General features: G+C 34.6%; 16 protein-coding genes. 12 read left to right on the top strand and 4 right to left on the bottom strand.

All coding sequences use genetic code 11. From position 1 onward, the window contains the following. Positions 1 to 167: 167 nt before the first annotated feature. The 3 genes from putP to AC1DMU_RS12555 all read left to right on the top strand — a co-directional run bounded on the left by putP (position 168) and on the right by AC1DMU_RS12555 (position 3,560). Positions 168 to 1,646: a sodium/proline symporter PutP gene (gene putP / locus AC1DMU_RS12565; RefSeq protein ID WP_048544125.1), complete on the top strand. Its 1,479-nt coding sequence runs from the start codon at positions 168 to 170 to the stop codon at positions 1,644 to 1,646. A 341-nt stretch (positions 1,647 to 1,987) separates the two neighbouring features. Further along, the gene (locus tag AC1DMU_RS12560; RefSeq protein ID WP_088064205.1) at positions 1,988 to 2,932 is read left to right on the top strand and encodes a ring-cleaving dioxygenase; all 945 of its coding nucleotides are present in this window, start codon (positions 1,988 to 1,990) and stop codon (positions 2,930 to 2,932) included. Between the two features lie 19 nt (positions 2,933 to 2,951). Next, positions 2,952 to 3,560, top strand: a complete 609-nt coding sequence (locus AC1DMU_RS12555) for an alpha/beta hydrolase (protein ID WP_088064204.1) — start codon at positions 2,952 to 2,954, stop codon at positions 3,558 to 3,560. A gap of 44 nt (positions 3,561 to 3,604) precedes the next feature. Here AC1DMU_RS12555 and AC1DMU_RS12550 read toward each other — a convergent pair whose 3' ends face one another. Next, on the bottom strand, positions 3,605 to 5,137 hold the full coding sequence (locus tag AC1DMU_RS12550) for a BA3702 family sensor histidine kinase (RefSeq protein WP_088064203.1): 1,533 nt from the start codon (positions 5,135 to 5,137) through the stop codon (positions 3,605 to 3,607). A gap of 237 nt (positions 5,138 to 5,374) precedes the next feature. On the opposite strand from AC1DMU_RS12550, the gene AC1DMU_RS12545 reads away from it, so the two are divergent. Further along, positions 5,375 to 5,746 carry a VOC family protein gene (locus tag AC1DMU_RS12545; protein WP_001246939.1) on the top strand — a complete coding sequence of 124 codons (372 nt, stop codon included), beginning with the start codon at positions 5,375 to 5,377 and terminating at the stop codon, positions 5,744 to 5,746. Positions 5,747 to 5,766: 20 nt separating this feature from the next. Here the strand turns inward: AC1DMU_RS12545 and AC1DMU_RS12540 are convergent, their stop codons facing one another. Then, positions 5,767 to 6,576: a YitT family protein gene (locus AC1DMU_RS12540; protein ID WP_000251342.1), complete on the bottom strand. Its 810-nt coding sequence runs from the start codon at positions 6,574 to 6,576 to the stop codon at positions 5,767 to 5,769. Positions 6,577 to 6,720: 144 nt separating this feature from the next. Here AC1DMU_RS12540 and AC1DMU_RS12535 point away from each other — a divergent pair, with 144 nt between their 5' ends. From AC1DMU_RS12535 to AC1DMU_RS12520, 4 genes are all read left to right on the top strand, one after another. After that, on the top strand, positions 6,721 to 7,524 hold the full coding sequence (locus AC1DMU_RS12535; RefSeq protein ID WP_088064202.1) for a protein phosphatase 2C domain-containing protein: 804 nt from the start codon (positions 6,721 to 6,723) through the stop codon (positions 7,522 to 7,524). A 15-nt stretch (positions 7,525 to 7,539) separates the two neighbouring features. Beyond that, positions 7,540 to 7,992 (top strand): peptidoglycan recognition protein family protein, encoded by a 453-nt coding sequence (locus tag AC1DMU_RS12530; RefSeq protein ID WP_088064201.1) that lies wholly within the window; start codon positions 7,540 to 7,542, stop codon positions 7,990 to 7,992. 17 nt (positions 7,993 to 8,009) lie between these two features. After that, positions 8,010 to 8,261, top strand: a complete 252-nt coding sequence (locus AC1DMU_RS12525) for a DUF2164 domain-containing protein (RefSeq protein ID WP_001994665.1) — start codon at positions 8,010 to 8,012, stop codon at positions 8,259 to 8,261. A gap of 453 nt (positions 8,262 to 8,714) precedes the next feature. After that, positions 8,715 to 10,193: a DUF4822 domain-containing protein gene (locus AC1DMU_RS12520; RefSeq protein WP_142291796.1), complete on the top strand. Its 1,479-nt coding sequence runs from the start codon at positions 8,715 to 8,717 to the stop codon at positions 10,191 to 10,193. 215 nt (positions 10,194 to 10,408) lie between these two features. Here AC1DMU_RS12520 and AC1DMU_RS12515 read toward each other — a convergent pair whose 3' ends face one another. After that, positions 10,409 to 10,621 (bottom strand): CsbD family protein, encoded by a 213-nt coding sequence (locus tag AC1DMU_RS12515; protein WP_016077378.1) that lies wholly within the window; start codon positions 10,619 to 10,621, stop codon positions 10,409 to 10,411. Between the two features lie 171 nt (positions 10,622 to 10,792). Continuing rightward, positions 10,793 to 11,605: a GNAT family N-acetyltransferase gene (locus AC1DMU_RS12510; RefSeq protein WP_476941508.1), complete on the bottom strand. Its 813-nt coding sequence runs from the start codon at positions 11,603 to 11,605 to the stop codon at positions 10,793 to 10,795. Between the two features lie 152 nt (positions 11,606 to 11,757). Here AC1DMU_RS12510 and AC1DMU_RS12505 point away from each other — a divergent pair, with 152 nt between their 5' ends. From AC1DMU_RS12505 to AC1DMU_RS12490, 4 genes are all read left to right on the top strand, one after another. Next, a complete protein-coding gene (locus AC1DMU_RS12505) occupies positions 11,758 to 11,961 on the top strand; it encodes a hypothetical protein (RefSeq protein WP_048544090.1) in 204 nt (67 codons plus the stop codon). Between the two features lie 454 nt (positions 11,962 to 12,415). Next, a complete protein-coding gene (locus AC1DMU_RS12500; protein WP_088064197.1) occupies positions 12,416 to 13,204 on the top strand; it encodes a helix-turn-helix domain-containing protein in 789 nt (262 codons plus the stop codon). A gap of 166 nt (positions 13,205 to 13,370) precedes the next feature. Then, positions 13,371 to 14,984, top strand: a complete 1,614-nt coding sequence (locus tag AC1DMU_RS12495) for a long-chain fatty acid--CoA ligase (protein ID WP_088064196.1) — start codon at positions 13,371 to 13,373, stop codon at positions 14,982 to 14,984. Positions 14,985 to 15,107: 123 nt separating this feature from the next. Beyond that, a complete protein-coding gene (locus tag AC1DMU_RS12490; RefSeq protein ID WP_001093321.1) occupies positions 15,108 to 15,683 on the top strand; it encodes a biotin transporter BioY in 576 nt (191 codons plus the stop codon). Positions 15,684 to 15,722 lie beyond the last annotated feature (39 nt).

Genomic DNA, 15,722 nt, shown 5'->3' with positions numbered 1-15,722 from the left:
TGGGATAAAGACGTTTATAAAGGTTTTCACATGTAGTGAAAAGGGCTTGTTCACTTGAAAGAACAAAAAATGTTTGTTAAGGTAGGGAACCATAAGCGAAAACAAGAAAATAGAAAAAGTCATTTTTCGAAATTTTGAATGGCTTATGTAACTAAGGGAGAGATTTGGTGAAGATTGAGATTATGGTTTCGCTTGCTATTTATATGGCAGGTATGTTGTATATCGGTTATTGGTCTTATAAGAAGACATCCGATTTATCAGATTATATGTTAGGCGGAAGGGGACTCGGTCCAGCAGTTACAGCTTTATCAGCTGGTGCTTCTGACATGAGTGGTTGGATGCTAATGGGATTACCTGGTGCGATGTATGCAACAGGATTATCTAGTGTATGGATTGCGATAGGGTTATTAATAGGTGCTTATGCAAACTATTTAATTCTTGCCCCGCGTTTGCGAACGTATACAGAAGTGGCAAATGATTCAATTACGATTCCAGACTTTTTAGAGAATCGATTTAAAGATCGTACGAAAATACTTCGTTTTGTCTCCGCTATCGTTATTTTAGTATTTTTCACATTTTATGCGTCGGCTGGTTTAGTATCAGGTGGGCGTTTGTTTGAAAACTCTTTCAACCTTGATTACAAAATTGGTTTATTTGTAACTGTCGGTGTCGTAGTTGCTTATACACTATTCGGTGGCTTTTTAGCAGTAAGTTGGACCGACTTTGTGCAAGGGTGTATTATGTTTATTGCGCTTGTATTAGTACCAATTGTTGCTTTTACAGATGTGGGCGGTGTAACAGAAACATTCAATACGATTAAGCAAGTTGATGCATCGCGTTTAGATATGTTTAAAGGGACTACAATTCTTGGTATTATTTCATTTTTAGCATGGGGTCTTGGGTATTTTGGGCAACCGCATATTATTGTTCGCTTTATGGCAATTACCTCTATTAAAGATTTAAAAACTTCTCGTAGAATCGGTATCGGTTGGATGACGATTTCAATTATAGGTGCAATGCTTACTGGTCTAATTGGTATTGCTTATTACGCTAAAAATAATGAGACATTACAAGACCCAGAAATGGTCTTTGTAACATTCTCAAATATTTTATTCCATCCGTACATTACTGGGTTTTTACTATCAGCTATTTTGGCTTCGATTATGAGTAGTATTTCCTCGCAATTACTTGTTATTTCAAGTGCAGTAACGGAAGATTTCTATAAAACATTTTTCCGTCGGGACGCTAGTGATAAAGAACTTGTATTTATCGGTAGACTGTCAGTATTAGTAGTAGCTATGATTGCAGTTGTTTTAGCATATCATCCAAGTGATACAATTTTAACACTTGTCGGTTATGCTTGGGCAGGATTTGGTTCAGCATTCGGACCCGCTATTTTATTAAGTTTATATTGGAAGAGAACGAACAAATGGGGCGTTCTTGCTGGGATGATTGTAGGTGCAGTAGTTGTTATTACTTGGGTACAAATTCCAAGTTTAAAAGCCACTATGTATGAAATGGTACCTGGATTCTTCTGTAGCTTATTAGCTGTTATTGTTGTAAGTTTATTAACGAAAGAACCAGTGAAAGCAATTCATCGTGAATTTAATGAGATGGAAGCAGTGTTGGAAGAGGAAACGAAATAATTAGCGAAGAGAGTAAATGATAACTAGCATTTACTCTCTTTTGATTTAAAATGAAAATAAGTAACTTGTTGACAACTAAAAGTAAGTAACTTATAATAAATCTTAAGTTCAAGATAATTTATTTCCGAATAAAGATTTCAGATGGAGTAAATATTTTTTGGAAATTATCTCGAATTCGAGATGAATTCAGTGATATAGAAGATAATGCGTAATTTCACAGCTTATATCTCGAATTAAAGATAACATCATAAAGATGGATTTTACTTTGCAGTATGGACAAAATGAATAATGAATTTTAATGTATACAAGTTTTTAAAATGAAATAAAAAGGGGCGGAGAAAATGGAAAAGAAAATGATGGGAATTCATCACATTACAGCAATCGTAGGACACCCACAAGAAAATGTAGATTTTTATGCTGGTGTGTTAGGTTTACGTTTAGTGAAACAAACAGTGAATTTTGATGATCCAGGCACGTACCATCTTTATTTTGGTAATGAAGGAGGAAAGCCTGGAACAATTATTACGTTTTTCCCATGGGCAGGTGCTCGTCAAGGAATTATTGGTGACGGTCAAGTAGGCATTACGTCTTATGTCGTACCAAAGGGCGCAATGGAGTTTTGGGAAAATAGATTAGAAAAATTCGATATTTCGTATACAAAAATGACTCGATTTGGAGAGCAGTATTTAGAATTTGATGATCCACATGGTTTGCATATAGAATTAGTAGAAAGAGAAGAAGGCGAATTAAATAATTGGACTTTTGGAGAAGTTACGCCAGAAGTAGCAATTAAAGGATTTGGCGGTGCTGTTCTTTTATCTGCACAACCTCAAAAAACAGCTGAATTGTTAGAGCATGTTATGGGTTTTGAGAAAATTGGAGAAGAAGGTGAATTCGTTCGATTCCGTTCTTCTGCTGATATTGGGAATATTATTGACTTGAGGCTATCGACAATCGGGCGTGGCCAAATGGGTGTTGGTACAGTCCACCATATTGCTTGGAGAGCGACTAACGATGATGATCAACTAGACTGGAAAGAGCATGTGTCTCGTTTTGGATATCACGTAACTCCTGTACAAGATCGAAATTATTTTAACGCAATTTATTTTAGAGAACACGGGGAAATCTTATTCGAAATTGCAACAGACCCTCCTGGTTTCGCTCATGACGAATCGTTAGAGACGATGGGTGAGGAATTAAAGTTACCGGAGCAATATGAACCACATAGAAAACAAATTGAACAAACACTTTTACCATTTGAAGTGAGAAATTTAGACGAAAAGTGATTGAAAGGGGAAAAGGATTATGATGAAACATATTTTTCAAAAAGGAAAAGATACGTCAAAACCAGTGTTATTATTACTTCATGGTACAGGAGGTAATGAATTAGATTTATTACCACTTGCAGAAATAATTGATCGGGAAGCATCTGTATTAAGTGTTAGGGGGAATGTATTAGAAAATGGCATGCCACGTTTCTTCCGCCGATTGGCAGAAGGCATTTTTGATGAAGAGGATTTAATTTTCCGTACGAAGGAATTAAATGAATTTTTAGATGAAGCTGCAAAAACATATGAATTTGATAGAAATAACATTGTAGCTATCGGTTATTCAAATGGAGCAAACATTGCTGCAAGCTTATTATTCCATTACGAAAATGCATTAAAAGGTGCTGTGCTTCATCACCCAATGGTGCCTAGAAGAGGAACACAATTGCCTAATTTAGCAGGGAAATCCGTGTTTATCGCTGCTGGGACAAATGACCCGATTTGTTCATCAGGAGAGTCAGAGGAATTAAAGGTACTATTAGAAAATGCAAACGCTAATGTAACAATGCATTGGGAAAATAGAGGGCATCAATTAACAATGAGTGAAGTAGAAAAAGCAAAAGAATGGTATGACAAAGCATTTTAAAAAAGAAGCATCTGCTAACAACTAGTAGATGCTTCTTTTTTTATTTACGACTGAATTGCAAGATGAGACGAAGAAAGTGGTAGCTGAATATCAACGATCGTACCTTTATTTAATTCGCTTGAAATGTGTAATTTACCATGATGTTCTTCAATTATTTTGTAACACATCATTAATCCTAGTCCTGTTCCCTTTTCTTTTAAACTATAAAATGGTTCACCTAGACGAGAGATACGATCTTCTGGGATACCGCAACCTTCATCGATAATCCGTATTAAAATGAAGGTATCATCTAATGGTTTTGTCTGGATGTAAATATTTCCGCCATTTGGCATCGCTTCTATCGCATTTTTTAATATATTTATAAAAACTTGTTTTAATTGGTTACCATCACATTGAATATCATGCTTGTAATCAAAATGATCCATAATGATATGAACACTATGCATAATAGCAGTTGGTAAAATAAATGTAACTACCTCTTCAATTAAAGCTTGTATGTTACAAGTTTGGATAGATAATACTTGTGGTTTAGACATCGCCATAAATTGACTCGTGATAGATTCCATCTGTGAAATCTCACTTAACATAACATCGATATACCATTTCTGCTCCTCATTTATTTCAGGGAGTAGCAATGTTAGAAAACCTTTTAGAGAAGTGAGTGGATTTCGAATTTCATGTGCAATTCCAGCTGTCAGTTGTCCGACTACTGCGAGCTTTTCTGATTTTCGTAATAACTTTTCCGTTTCTTTTAGCTCGGTAACATCTCTTCCCATTACGATAAGACCTTTACGGGAGCCGTCAGAATGATAAAGTGGAACTTTCGATATACTTAAGATTAGATCGAAATCATCTCTATGAATAATAAATTCCTCGCCATGAAGAATTTGTCTTTGTTGCCATGCTAGTTCGTCGACTTCTTCACAATGTAAAAAAGCCTCTCGGTACGCTTCGTTATATTGAATGAGTTCACTATCTTTTTTCCCGTGGTAAGGTACATGATGGAAATTGAAACAAGAAAGTGCGTAGTCATTTGCCTCAAGCCAGCGCCCCTCATGATCCTTAAATATAACAAACGCAGGCATGGAGTTCACTAATGTACGTAACCTCTTCTCACTTTCTTTTAGCATATTCTCAATTCTTTCTGATTTTTCAAGAGGCTTCATAATGGCATATACGCCAGTTAGACGATTTTGGACAAAAATAGGAACTAGTTTTGTCACGACGTCTAATAAGAATCCATTTTTATGATAAATTGATAAGATATACTCTTGTTGATTATCCGCTCCAGTATTCTTTATATTTTGTAATACTTGCTCAGAAATACGAGCTTCTAAAATAGAGGTAATATTTTTCTGTTCTAATTCTAAAGAAGTGTAACCTAATATTTTTTCGGCAGAAGGATTTATATGTAGTATAACTCCCTCTAAATTTAATGAAATAATACTATCAGGATTGTGTTCGAACAGAGATGCGTACATTTCTGTTAATGAACGATTTTGTATATGGTTTCGCAAACGTCTAGAAATGTTCGGATGACGTTTTCTTTGAGTTGATGAATATTTTTTACGACTCATAATAGTTCCTCCGTACAAATAGCATCTAAAAAGATTTGTCTATTCATAACTATAATATAGATGTAATGTGTATTTCTATAAAAAATGGAAGTTATATAATAAATTTTGTTTTCTTTATTTTTTGCAAAGTGAGTACAAGGTGGTAATAAGGGGAGCTTATATTGTTTTATAACTCTTTTGTAAGTTACAAAAGTAGGTTTTCTTTATAACATTAGGGTAGAAGAGGGGGGAGAGAAAATGAGAAATTATATTCAAGGTATCGATCATGTGCAAGTAGCTGCGCCTGTAGGATGTGAAGAAGAAGCAAGAGAGTTTTACGGTAATAAAATAGGTATGGAGGAAATACCGAAGCCGGAGGAATTAAAGAAGCGTGGTGGGTGCTGGTTTAAGTGTGGAAATCAAGAGATTCATATCGGAGTTGAGAAAAACTTCAATCCAGCTAAAAAGGCGCATCCAGCTTTTTATGTTTTAAAAATTGATGAATTTAAACAAGAGTTAATAAAGCAAGGCATTGAAGTAATAGATGATCATGCACGGCCAGATGTAATTAGATTTTATGTGTCAGATCCGTTCGGAAATCGAATTGAATTTATGGAAAATAAAAACTAGGTGGAAATCCACCTAGTTTTTTAACCTTTTCTAAACAATCCTAATACTTCAACCGTTTCGGTAATGTTAACGAATGCATGAGGGTCAATTTCGGAAATTGTTAATTTCATACTTGCTAATTCTTCACGAGAAACGACGGTCATAAGTACACGTTTTTTTTCGCTGGAATAAGCACCTTCGCCATCAAGTAATGTAATTCCACGTACAACAGTTGAAAGGAGTTGTTTTTTCATTTTTTCTGCTTCATTTGTTACAATCATAAGTGTAACCTTTCGATGTTTCGTATGAATAGCATCGATCACTTTACCAGTTACATAAATTGAAAGTAAGCTTGTAAGAGCAACATCCCAAGTGAAGAAGAATCCTGCAATTATTACAACGACTGCATTTAAAATAATAAGGAATCCACCAAGTTTAATGTCTCTTTTTCGAGACAATAGCATACCGATAATATCAAATCCACCAGTTGATCCATTACAGTTAAAAACAAGGCCGATACCAGCTCCGGCAATGACACCACCAAAGATAGATGATAAAAGTGGGTCTGTTGCTACGACTTTTACTGGAACGTAGTATAATGCAACAGATAATACAATAACAGAGATAACAGTGTTAAAAATCACTTTTTTTCCAAGACCTATGTAACCTAAAATAAGGATAGGTAAGTTTAATACAAAGTTAATAATACCCGTGTTTACAGGAGTTACAATCCCTAAAATAATAGCAATTCCGCCAATTCCACTACTTAAAATTTTGTGGGGGATAAGGAAAAGATTAAATGCAATCGCAATAATAATAGAACCGATAATAACACCAAGAAATCTGACCATTTCTTTCCCGTCCTTCACTAAAAAATTCATATTATTTCAAGATTATATATGATATTGAAAGTTTTGGGTAAAAACAGTTTATTTCGGAAAATTAGATTAATCAAAAGAATTCGAGTATTTTCTTATTTGAAAGGGGATACAGATATGAGGATAAAAACGTATCAACAGAAAAGCCCGTTGAAGCAAGAATGTGAGGATTCTTATTTTTGTAATGAAGAAAAAAAGATGTATGGTGTATGTGATGGTGCAACACCGCTCGTCCCGTTTCGTGATGAAAAGGGACATAATGGAGCATACATCGCTTCGCATTTATTTGCAAGTTATTTTGCTTCATTACGTGAAAATCATAGTTTGCAAGTTGCCGTTGCAAAAGCAAATGAAGCATTGCAAAGCAAAATGTTAGAGTATGAAGTAGATACGAGAAAGAAAGAGCATTTGTGGTGTACATGTATTGCGGCAGTTCAAATAGATGGTGAGAAAATTGAATACGCACAGTTAGGGGACTGTATGATTGTCGCAATACTTCAAAATGGAACGATGCAAGTATTAACGCAAGACACGGTTGAAGGAATTAGTAAACGAGCAAAAAAAAAGAGGGAAGAAGACCGTAATAAAGGGTTAACTGTACCAGAAGAACATGTTTTTCAAGATGTGCGAGAACAGTTAAAATATAATCGTTATCTTGCAAATATGCAGGACGGGTATTCTGTTGCAAATGGAATGAAAGAAGCGATACATTATTTACAACATGGTGAACTACATATAGATGAAGTGAGTGGGATTTTTATTTGTTCAGACGGATTATTCCACCCAGATTGGCCACTTGAACAAACTGTTGCATATATAAGAAAGAATAGTATAAGTGAATATGTAGCAATCATTGAAGAGCTAGAAGGGGAAAAGAGAATAAGACCAGATGATAAAACAATTATGATCATTGATTTTTAAGGGGAGGATGTTCAAATGGAAATTAAATGTTTTAATTTAACATTTCAAGATGAATTAGTTCCTTTAGAGAAAGTTAATAAACTGATTATCCACCATACATCCGAAGATGGATGGGATGTGTATAAAACACATGAATTTCATCAAAAAGTAAGAGGGTGGAGCGGGATCGGTTACAATTATTTTATTGAAGAAGATGGAACTGTAGTCGAAGGGCGAGGTTTACATATTGGAGCACATGCGAAAGATAATAATAGGGATACAATTGGAATATGTATGACGGGTAATTTTGATAAATATGATCCAACTACCGCACAAATGAATGCATTATATTCTTTATGTAAAATGTTTATGAAGCAGTTTGCTATAAAGAAAGAAAATATACTTGGTCATAGGGAGCTAGAAGGCGTTACAAAAAGTTGTCCTGGAAAGCATTTTTCTATGGTAGAGTTAAGAAACGGACTAACTTAAATATAGAGGAGTAACAAATGATGATGAATATAAAAATACCTAATGATAAAAAAGAAGAGCTTGTGGCACAAATTCAGCAATTTTTCGTTGAAGAAGATTTAGATGAAATTGGACGTTTCCAAGCAGAGCGATTAATAGAAGAAATGATTAAATTAGTAGGACCGTTTGCATACAATCAAGCAATTGGAGATGCTAGAAAGCTTGTAACAGAGAAACTATCTAATATTGAAGAAGATTTGTATGTGTTAGAGAAGAATGAAGGGAAGTAAAAAGAGCCATTTTGGCCGTATTCCGTCAATTATAAAATAAGTATTATGCCACGGCTTTTTCCGATGTTCTGTTTGGAAAAGGCCGTGAAGTTGTTTTTGGGCATATAAAATAAAGTTTCATTTCTTTTGTCAAAAAGAACCCTAGAACTAAAAACGTTATTCTTTCTTAACAAGCTAGATGAGAAAGAATAACGTTTTTTAGATTGAGATTAAAAATATATTATCTTAATTTTATCTTTTTTTAATAATTTATTTATAGGCAATTTATAGTTGCTATTTATAATTCCTATATATAGCAGCTATGGATACTACAAAGAAGAAATTTGGATGTGTAACCCTTTGTATCCAATTAGCTGTAATCAAAATTTAAAACATGAATTGCTCACATAGAATCTTCTTTTGGAAGATAAGTGGTGTAATTCTTTGTTAAATGAAGGAAGGGATTGGGAAGCTATGAATAAAACAATTTTAAAAACATGTATCATATCAGCAGTTTTAGGTGGAAGTTTATTAAGTGAAACGAGTGGAGAGGTGAAAGCAGAAGAGGTTACACCAAACACGAATCATACTGGTGTATTCAAAGATGTTCCAAAGGGGCACTGGGCATATGAGGCGATTCAGCAATTAGCAGGTGAGAAAATCATTTTTGGCTATGATGATGGAAGATTTGGTTTTGGAGATAACGTAACACGTGAACAAGTTGCAGCTTTAATGTATCGTTATTTTAATATGGAAGAAAACAAAAATTATCAAAACCCATACGGTGACGTAAGTGAAGATTCAACAAGCTATATAAAGGAAATTTTATCTTTAACAGAAATGGGTGTTTTTAAGGGGGATGAGCATGGAAACTTTAGACCGAAGGCATCCTTAACACGCGCAGAAATGGCACAGGTTCTTACAAATGCTTTTCATTTAAAGGCAAAGAGTGATCATACTTTTAATGACGTTGCAACGAACTCATGGGCAAGAAATGCAATTAGTGCTGTTCAAACAAATAATATTGCAAAAGGAGTAGGAGGAGGGAAATTTGCTCCAAGTATGGATGTGACGCGTGAACAGTACGCACAATTTTTATACAATGCAATACAAGAAACCGAGCAAATTCAACAAACGAAAGGGCAACTACTAGCTAGCATACTTGGTGAAACAAACTGGAAAGGGACAAAAGTCTATGACAAAGATCATAATGATGTAACGAAAGAAAATCAAAATTTCATCGGGCTTGCAAAATATGATGCTAAAACTGCAAGGTATGAATTTTTTAATGCAAGTACAGGAGAGAGTCGTAATGATAGCGGTACCTTTTTTATAACGAATGATGGAAAGAAAAGGGTGTTAATTTCTGAAACGCAAAATTATCAAGCAGTTGTTGAATTAACGCAATTAGACAAGGAGAAATTTACATATAAAAGAATGGGAAAAGATGCAAAAGGGAACGATGTAGAAGTGTTTGTTGAACATGTTCCTTACCATGGAAAAGAACTTTCTTTCACGCGACCTGATAAAAAGTTGGAAAGCTCGACGGGGAAAATAGTTACAGACGTTGATGGAGATGAAATTTTATCTAGTACACTATGGAATGGAACGGTGGTATTAGACGAACAGGGTAATGATGTAACAAAATACAACTCAAACTTAATCAGTCTAGCAAAATACGATAAAAATACAAATAAATACGAGTTTTTCAATGCGAATACAGGAGAAAGTCGTGGAGACTATGGTTTCTTTGATGTTGTACATGGTAATAAAATAAGGGCTCACGTTTCGTTAGGAAATAATAAATATGGTGCGGTCCTTGAACTGACTGAGCTAAATAAAGAGAAATTTACGTATACAAGAATCGGGAAAGATGCGAATGGAAAAGATATAAAAATCTTTGTTGAGCATGAACCGTATACAGGTGACCTAAAACCAAATTTCACAAAGTAATCTTTTACTCTAGCAAATGCACTATGTTAGTAAGAGAAAGCCTGAGCTATTAGGTAATTATACAGTAGAAGTAAAATAGTTATTTAAAGACAAATAGATGCCTTGAGGCATCTATTTGTCTTTAAAATGATTTTATGGGTAAATATAAAATACAAATTCTTTTTTCTAGGATCTAGTAACTCCCTACTTGCACAACCATATATCCTAGTTCTTTTTTATTTATTCTCTTTATGCTCTTTATATTCATGTACTTTCTCTTTTACATTACCAACCGTATCTTTAGCAGTGCCTTTCACTTTATCCCATTTTCCTTCAGCTTGTAATTTCTTATTGTCAGTTACTTTCCCGACAACTTCTTTTACTTCACCTTTTACTTTATCAATGGCACCTTCTACTTTTTCCTTTAAACCATGATCATTCTTAGTCATACATTTCTCCTCCTTGTAGTTTGATTAGAATTCTCTTTTCATGTTGCAAGTTGAATGATGTATCTAGTAATAGCGTAACAAATCTAGTTTGAATATTCAAATGATTAATAGGATAGAAAAGGAATTGTCATGAAATGTATAAAATTGTAATGAGAAGAGAAAGCATGTAAATTACATGTCTTTTGCAGTCCATATTGATTTTGTATAAGCAATTTTCATATGGGCACGTTCCATATTATTTTGACTTCCGGTACCGAACCTTGCTTGTCCGACTATTAAATGACAGTTTTTCGCTAGGGCTTTTTCTATTCGTTTTTGAATTAAGGCAGTATGACAGCCTTTACGCTGAAATTCTGGCAAAGTAGCAGAAGCAGCTAATGAAGCAATCCCATTATTTATATACAGGACACCAATGCCTGCAGGAGTATTTTGAACTTCGGCTATGAAAAAATGCCAGCCAGGTTTATTGTAGAGAATTTCGTTATTTTGGCGTACGCCATCTTTTGTAAAGGGTGGTATGTTAAATCCACGTACATATATGTCTGTAAAAATATGAAATTCATTTTCTTTTAGTTGGCGTACTGAAATGTTAGAAGTAAGTAGGGATGGATCTTCTCTCGGTATACTATATAAAGCGGTATGGAAGCTGGATTGGTAAAATCCTTTTTGAGATAAGTATTGAAATAATTCAGCTGTACCTTGAGCGGGTGTAATTTCAAAACGACAAGGGATTTGTAGGGATTGATAATAAGAGATGATTTCATCTATCTCATCTGTATTTGTAAAGGTAACGCCTTTTACTGTGTTAAAAGCAGGACCAAAAATTATTTTTGATGAAAAGGCAGTGGCATTTCCGAACTTTTTCATTTGTATTTGCATTGGATTTTCAGCTAACGCTTGTAGTGCTTGTAGTCTAGAAGAGAGCATATGTATTTCTGCGTTTTCAATTTCTTGAGCTGCATTGAGTGTCATAATTGTACTCATAATATTCCTCCGTCAATAAATATATTTCATAGTACATATACGATGTTTGTTCGGAGATTCCTGTTGAAATGTAAGAGAATAAGAGGTTTTTTGGAAGGGAAATGGAAGTTAACTGTCGAAGGGAGTGGAAACAGATTAAAGGTGGTGCTCTCATGAAACAGGAAGACGTGCAGACATGCTCTAATTGTGGTTCTCATAACATAGGAGAAGGGGAGTTTGTCGGTTATGCACAAATACGGAAAAAGGAGACGATGTTCACATCTTCACCAGTAGATGCTTATATTTGTACAGATTGTGGGAATATCCTTTTATTAAAAGTACGACATTATGAAAAGTTTAAGCAGAAGCCGTTATGATTATGGAGAAGTGTTTTTATTAGGGAAGTTAGAGGAGTAATAATTTACATATATATATGAGTATGTCCTTATATAAAGAGATGACAACATATACTGTGTGGGATGCTTATTAATCGTTGCACGACATACAAAAATGTATAGAAGAAATTGTGAATCAATATGGGGAAGACAAATTAGCCCTTATTGGAATACTTCATATCGAAAACTCCTTTAAATGAATAAGGGAGTTTTTGTTTTTTTTGTGACAGTAATTACCTTTAATTGTTATAATTGGTTATTGGGAGAGGGTATTTTATTAACGCCATAATCATAGAAGAAAACTAGCTAAATCGTATAGAAAACGGCTATATAACACAATCGCAACCATAAGTTTACAAAGTGCAACTGCAGGAAGATAGAGATAAGGGTAATGTTTACATACAATTTAGTTAAGAAAACAAAGGGGGACAAACATATGGGATTTGGTGAAAAGCTTTTTAAATTAAGAAAGGAAAAGGGCCTTTCTCAAGAAGCATTAGCTGAAAAATTAAACACAACAAGGCAAGCGGTTAGTAAATGGGAAAACGGTCAAGGTTTTCCTGAAACTGAAAAGTTAATAATGATTGGAAATGTATTTGAAGTATCACTCGACTATTTATTAAAAGAAACTGCTGAGCAAAGTAATGAAAATGTGGAGGGCTATTACGTAAGTCAGGAAATGGCAGAAGGGTATATAGTGTATGGGCAAAAAATTTCTAAATATATTGCGTTAGGATTTAGTTTGCTCATTTTATCGACAATACCGTATTTATTATTTAAAGAAAATGCAACAATGTCGACATTTCTTGTCATTATCATTGCTGTCCTTGGAATTGGAGCAATGATGGTACCGGCAACGATAGAAGAGAGTCGATACAATGTATTGAAAAAAGAAGAACTACTATTTGATCAAAACTTTCTAAAAGAATTGACAAAAAGATATGAAGTAATTAAGAAGAAGTATGCTGCAGTAATGATCGTTGGATTTTGTTTTATAGCAGCAGGAGCGATACCATTTTTATTTGAGAAAAAGCATATCATTTCAGGAGAATTAGTGCAGTATTATCCGTACTGTGTTGTACTTATTGCGATTGGAGTCTATCTTTTTGTTCGTGTTGTAGGAGTGTGGGAGATATATCGAATTTTAGTAGAGAATAAAGAATATAGCAATCGTATTATTTTTAAAATGAAAAAGAAAGTAAGAAAAAAGGTAGATAGTTTATAAAAAATAAAAAACATGTTTCGAATCAATGTATTCAAAACATGTTTTTTATCGTTCTGAATTATTTCCAAAGAAATAATTCAGAAAATACGGAAAAATGTCGTAATCACTTGTAGAAGTCTGTTATAATGAACGAAATGAAAACGCTTTAAAGGGGGATATAACCAATATGATGATGAATGTACCGTTAACAATTAGTTCTATGATGGAAAGAGCAGAAAAACTGTTTTCAAAGAAAGAAATTGTTTCACGGACACATGATACAGTTACGACGTTAACGTATAAGCAGTTAGGTGAAAGGACGAGAAGGCTTTCTAGTGCGTTACAAAAGCTTGGGATTAAAGAAGGCGAGCGTATAGGAACGTTAGCGTGGAATCATCATCGACATGTGGAAGCGTATTTTGCTATTCCTGGTATTGCTTCCGTTTTACACACAATTAATATTCGTTTATCTCCTCAACATATTTCATACATTATTCAGCACGCAGAAGATCGAATTCTACTTATAGATGAAGATCTCGTACCACTTGTTGAAAATATTCAATCACAATTATCAACTGTACAAGCCTACATTATTATGACTGATAAAGATGAACTTCCCAATACTACGCTAGAACCTGTATATCATTATGAAAAGCTATTAGAAGAAGGCAATCCAACTTTCCAATTTGTAAAAGATATTGATGAAAATACACCTGCTGGTATGTGTTATACGTCAGCGACTACAGGAAACCCAAAAGGTGTTGTATATACGCATCGTAGTACTGTATTGCATTGTATGGCACTCGGTTTAGCGGATACAGCTGCTTTATCGGAAAGTGATGCGGCGATGGCAATTGTACCGATGTTCCATGTGAACGCTTGGGGGCTTCCTTTTGCAGCTACTTGGTTTGGAACTAAACAAGTACTGCCAGGACCAATGTTTACTCCAAAAATTTTATTAGAGATGATTCAAGCTGAAAAAGTAACGATAGCAGCAGGTGTGCCGACAATTTGGCTCGGTGTATTACAAGAGTTAGAAAATAATAGTTACGATTTATCTAGTATAACGAGAATATTATGCGGTGGTGCTGCTGCACCGAAAAGCGTTATTAAAGCATTTGAGCAAAAATATAATGTTCCTTTCGTACATGCATATGGTATGACTGAAACAAGCCCACTCGTAACACTTGCACGTTTAAAAAGTTATGAAACAGAATTATCATATGAAGAGCAATTAGAAATCCGCTCAAAACAAGGGTATCTTGTCCCTGGTGTAGAGATGAAAGTAGTCGGTACAAACGGTGAAGTGAAGTGGGATGGTACGGAAATGGGAGAACTATGTTTACGAGCACCATGGATCGCTGAAAGTTATTATAACGATGAACGTACTGTCGAAGGTTTTCGTGATGGTTGGTTATATACAGGAGATGTCGTTACGGTTGACGAGGAAGGCTGCGTGAAAATTGTTGACCGTACGAAAGATGTTATTAAAAGCGGAGGTGAGTGGATTTCTTCAGTTGACCTTGAAAATGCATTAATGGCACATGATGCTATATTTGAAGCAGCTGTCGTTGCCGTTCCTCATCCGCAGTGGCAAGAGCGACCAATTGCCTGCGTCGTTCAAAAGAAAAATAGTACAGTAACAAAAGAAGAAATATATGAGTTTTTAAAATCACAGTTTGCGAAGTGGTGGTTACCAGATGATATTGTATTTATGGAAGAAATACCGAAAACATCTGTTGGGAAGTTTTTAAAACAGGCGCTTCGGAAAGAACTTGAGCATTTGCATAAAGAGAAATAATTGAAAAAATATTTGTAAACCTATATTTAAAACAAGTTGACAAAGACTAAATAGAAAGATAATATAACTCCTATAATATGTTATCTGAAAATCATTTTAAGTTTACAAATAGGAGAAGCAAATATGAATACAAAAAACTTAGTTTTCGTCGCTTTATTTAGTTCTATTATGGGAGTGTTAGGGTTAATACCTCCAATTGCTCTTGCTATTACACCAGTTCCGATTACATTACAATCACTCGGTGTTATGCTTGCTGGTGGATTGTTAGGATCACGTCTTGGTGCATTAAGTCAGCTTATTTTCTTACTTATAGTTGGAGTTGGAGCACCATTACTTGCTGGTGGACGCGGTGGTCCAGGCGTATTTGTTGGGCCAAGTGCAGGATATTTACTTGGTTATATCGTTGGAGCGTTTGTCATTGGTTATTTAATTGAGCGTTTACGTGAAGTTTCTATAATAAAGGTATTATGTATTAATATAATTGGTGGTATTTTCGTAGTTTATGTATTTGGTATCATTGTACAAGCTTTCTTTATGGATGTTTCTATATGGCAGACGATGAAAGTAAGTGCCGTATTTTTACCAGGTGATTGCATAAAAGCGATTATAGCAGCAATTCTTGTAACGAAATTACATCGTTCATTGAAACATATTATTACGCCTGCTCTCAAGAGTGGGAAATATACAAATGCGGGATAAGAAAGAGAAGAAACACGTTCATTGCGTGTTTCTTTTTAT

The organism is Bacillus sp. 01N45, from assembly GCF_056399205.1.
Note: the sequence above shows the minus strand (reverse complement) of the source record. Positions and strands in the feature narration are given on the sequence as shown.

What these genes read in the sequence shown, in the direction of transcription:
- AC1DMU_RS12525 (WP_001994665.1), top strand. Translation starts at nt 8,010, where the DNA reads ATGATGATGAATATAAAAATACCTAATGATAAAAAAGAAGAGCTTGTG.
- AC1DMU_RS12505 (WP_048544090.1), top strand. Translation starts at nt 11,758, where the DNA reads ATGAAACAGGAAGACGTGCAGACATGCTCTAATTGTGGTTCTCATAAC.
- AC1DMU_RS12510 (WP_476941508.1), bottom strand. Translation starts at nt 11,605, where the DNA reads ATGAGTACAATTATGACACTCAATGCAGCTCAAGAAATTGAAAACGCA.
- AC1DMU_RS12515 (WP_016077378.1), bottom strand. Translation starts at nt 10,621, where the DNA reads ATGACTAAGAATGATCATGGTTTAAAGGAAAAAGTAGAAGGTGCCATT.
- AC1DMU_RS12555 (WP_088064204.1), top strand. Translation starts at nt 2,952, where the DNA reads ATGATGAAACATATTTTTCAAAAAGGAAAAGATACGTCAAAACCAGTG.
- AC1DMU_RS12490 (WP_001093321.1), top strand. Translation starts at nt 15,108, where the DNA reads ATGAATACAAAAAACTTAGTTTTCGTCGCTTTATTTAGTTCTATTATG.
- AC1DMU_RS12495 (WP_088064196.1), top strand. Translation starts at nt 13,371, where the DNA reads ATGATGATGAATGTACCGTTAACAATTAGTTCTATGATGGAAAGAGCA.
- AC1DMU_RS12530 (WP_088064201.1), top strand. Translation starts at nt 7,540, where the DNA reads ATGGAAATTAAATGTTTTAATTTAACATTTCAAGATGAATTAGTTCCT.
- AC1DMU_RS12500 (WP_088064197.1), top strand. Translation starts at nt 12,416, where the DNA reads ATGGGATTTGGTGAAAAGCTTTTTAAATTAAGAAAGGAAAAGGGCCTT.
- AC1DMU_RS12550 (WP_088064203.1), bottom strand. Translation starts at nt 5,137, where the DNA reads ATGAGTCGTAAAAAATATTCATCAACTCAAAGAAAACGTCATCCGAAC.
- AC1DMU_RS12545 (WP_001246939.1), top strand. Translation starts at nt 5,375, where the DNA reads ATGAGAAATTATATTCAAGGTATCGATCATGTGCAAGTAGCTGCGCCT.
- AC1DMU_RS12535 (WP_088064202.1), top strand. Translation starts at nt 6,721, where the DNA reads ATGAGGATAAAAACGTATCAACAGAAAAGCCCGTTGAAGCAAGAATGT.
- AC1DMU_RS12520 (WP_142291796.1), top strand. Translation starts at nt 8,715, where the DNA reads ATGAATAAAACAATTTTAAAAACATGTATCATATCAGCAGTTTTAGGT.
- AC1DMU_RS12560 (WP_088064205.1), top strand. Translation starts at nt 1,988, where the DNA reads ATGGAAAAGAAAATGATGGGAATTCATCACATTACAGCAATCGTAGGA.
- AC1DMU_RS12540 (WP_000251342.1), bottom strand. Translation starts at nt 6,576, where the DNA reads ATGGTCAGATTTCTTGGTGTTATTATCGGTTCTATTATTATTGCGATT.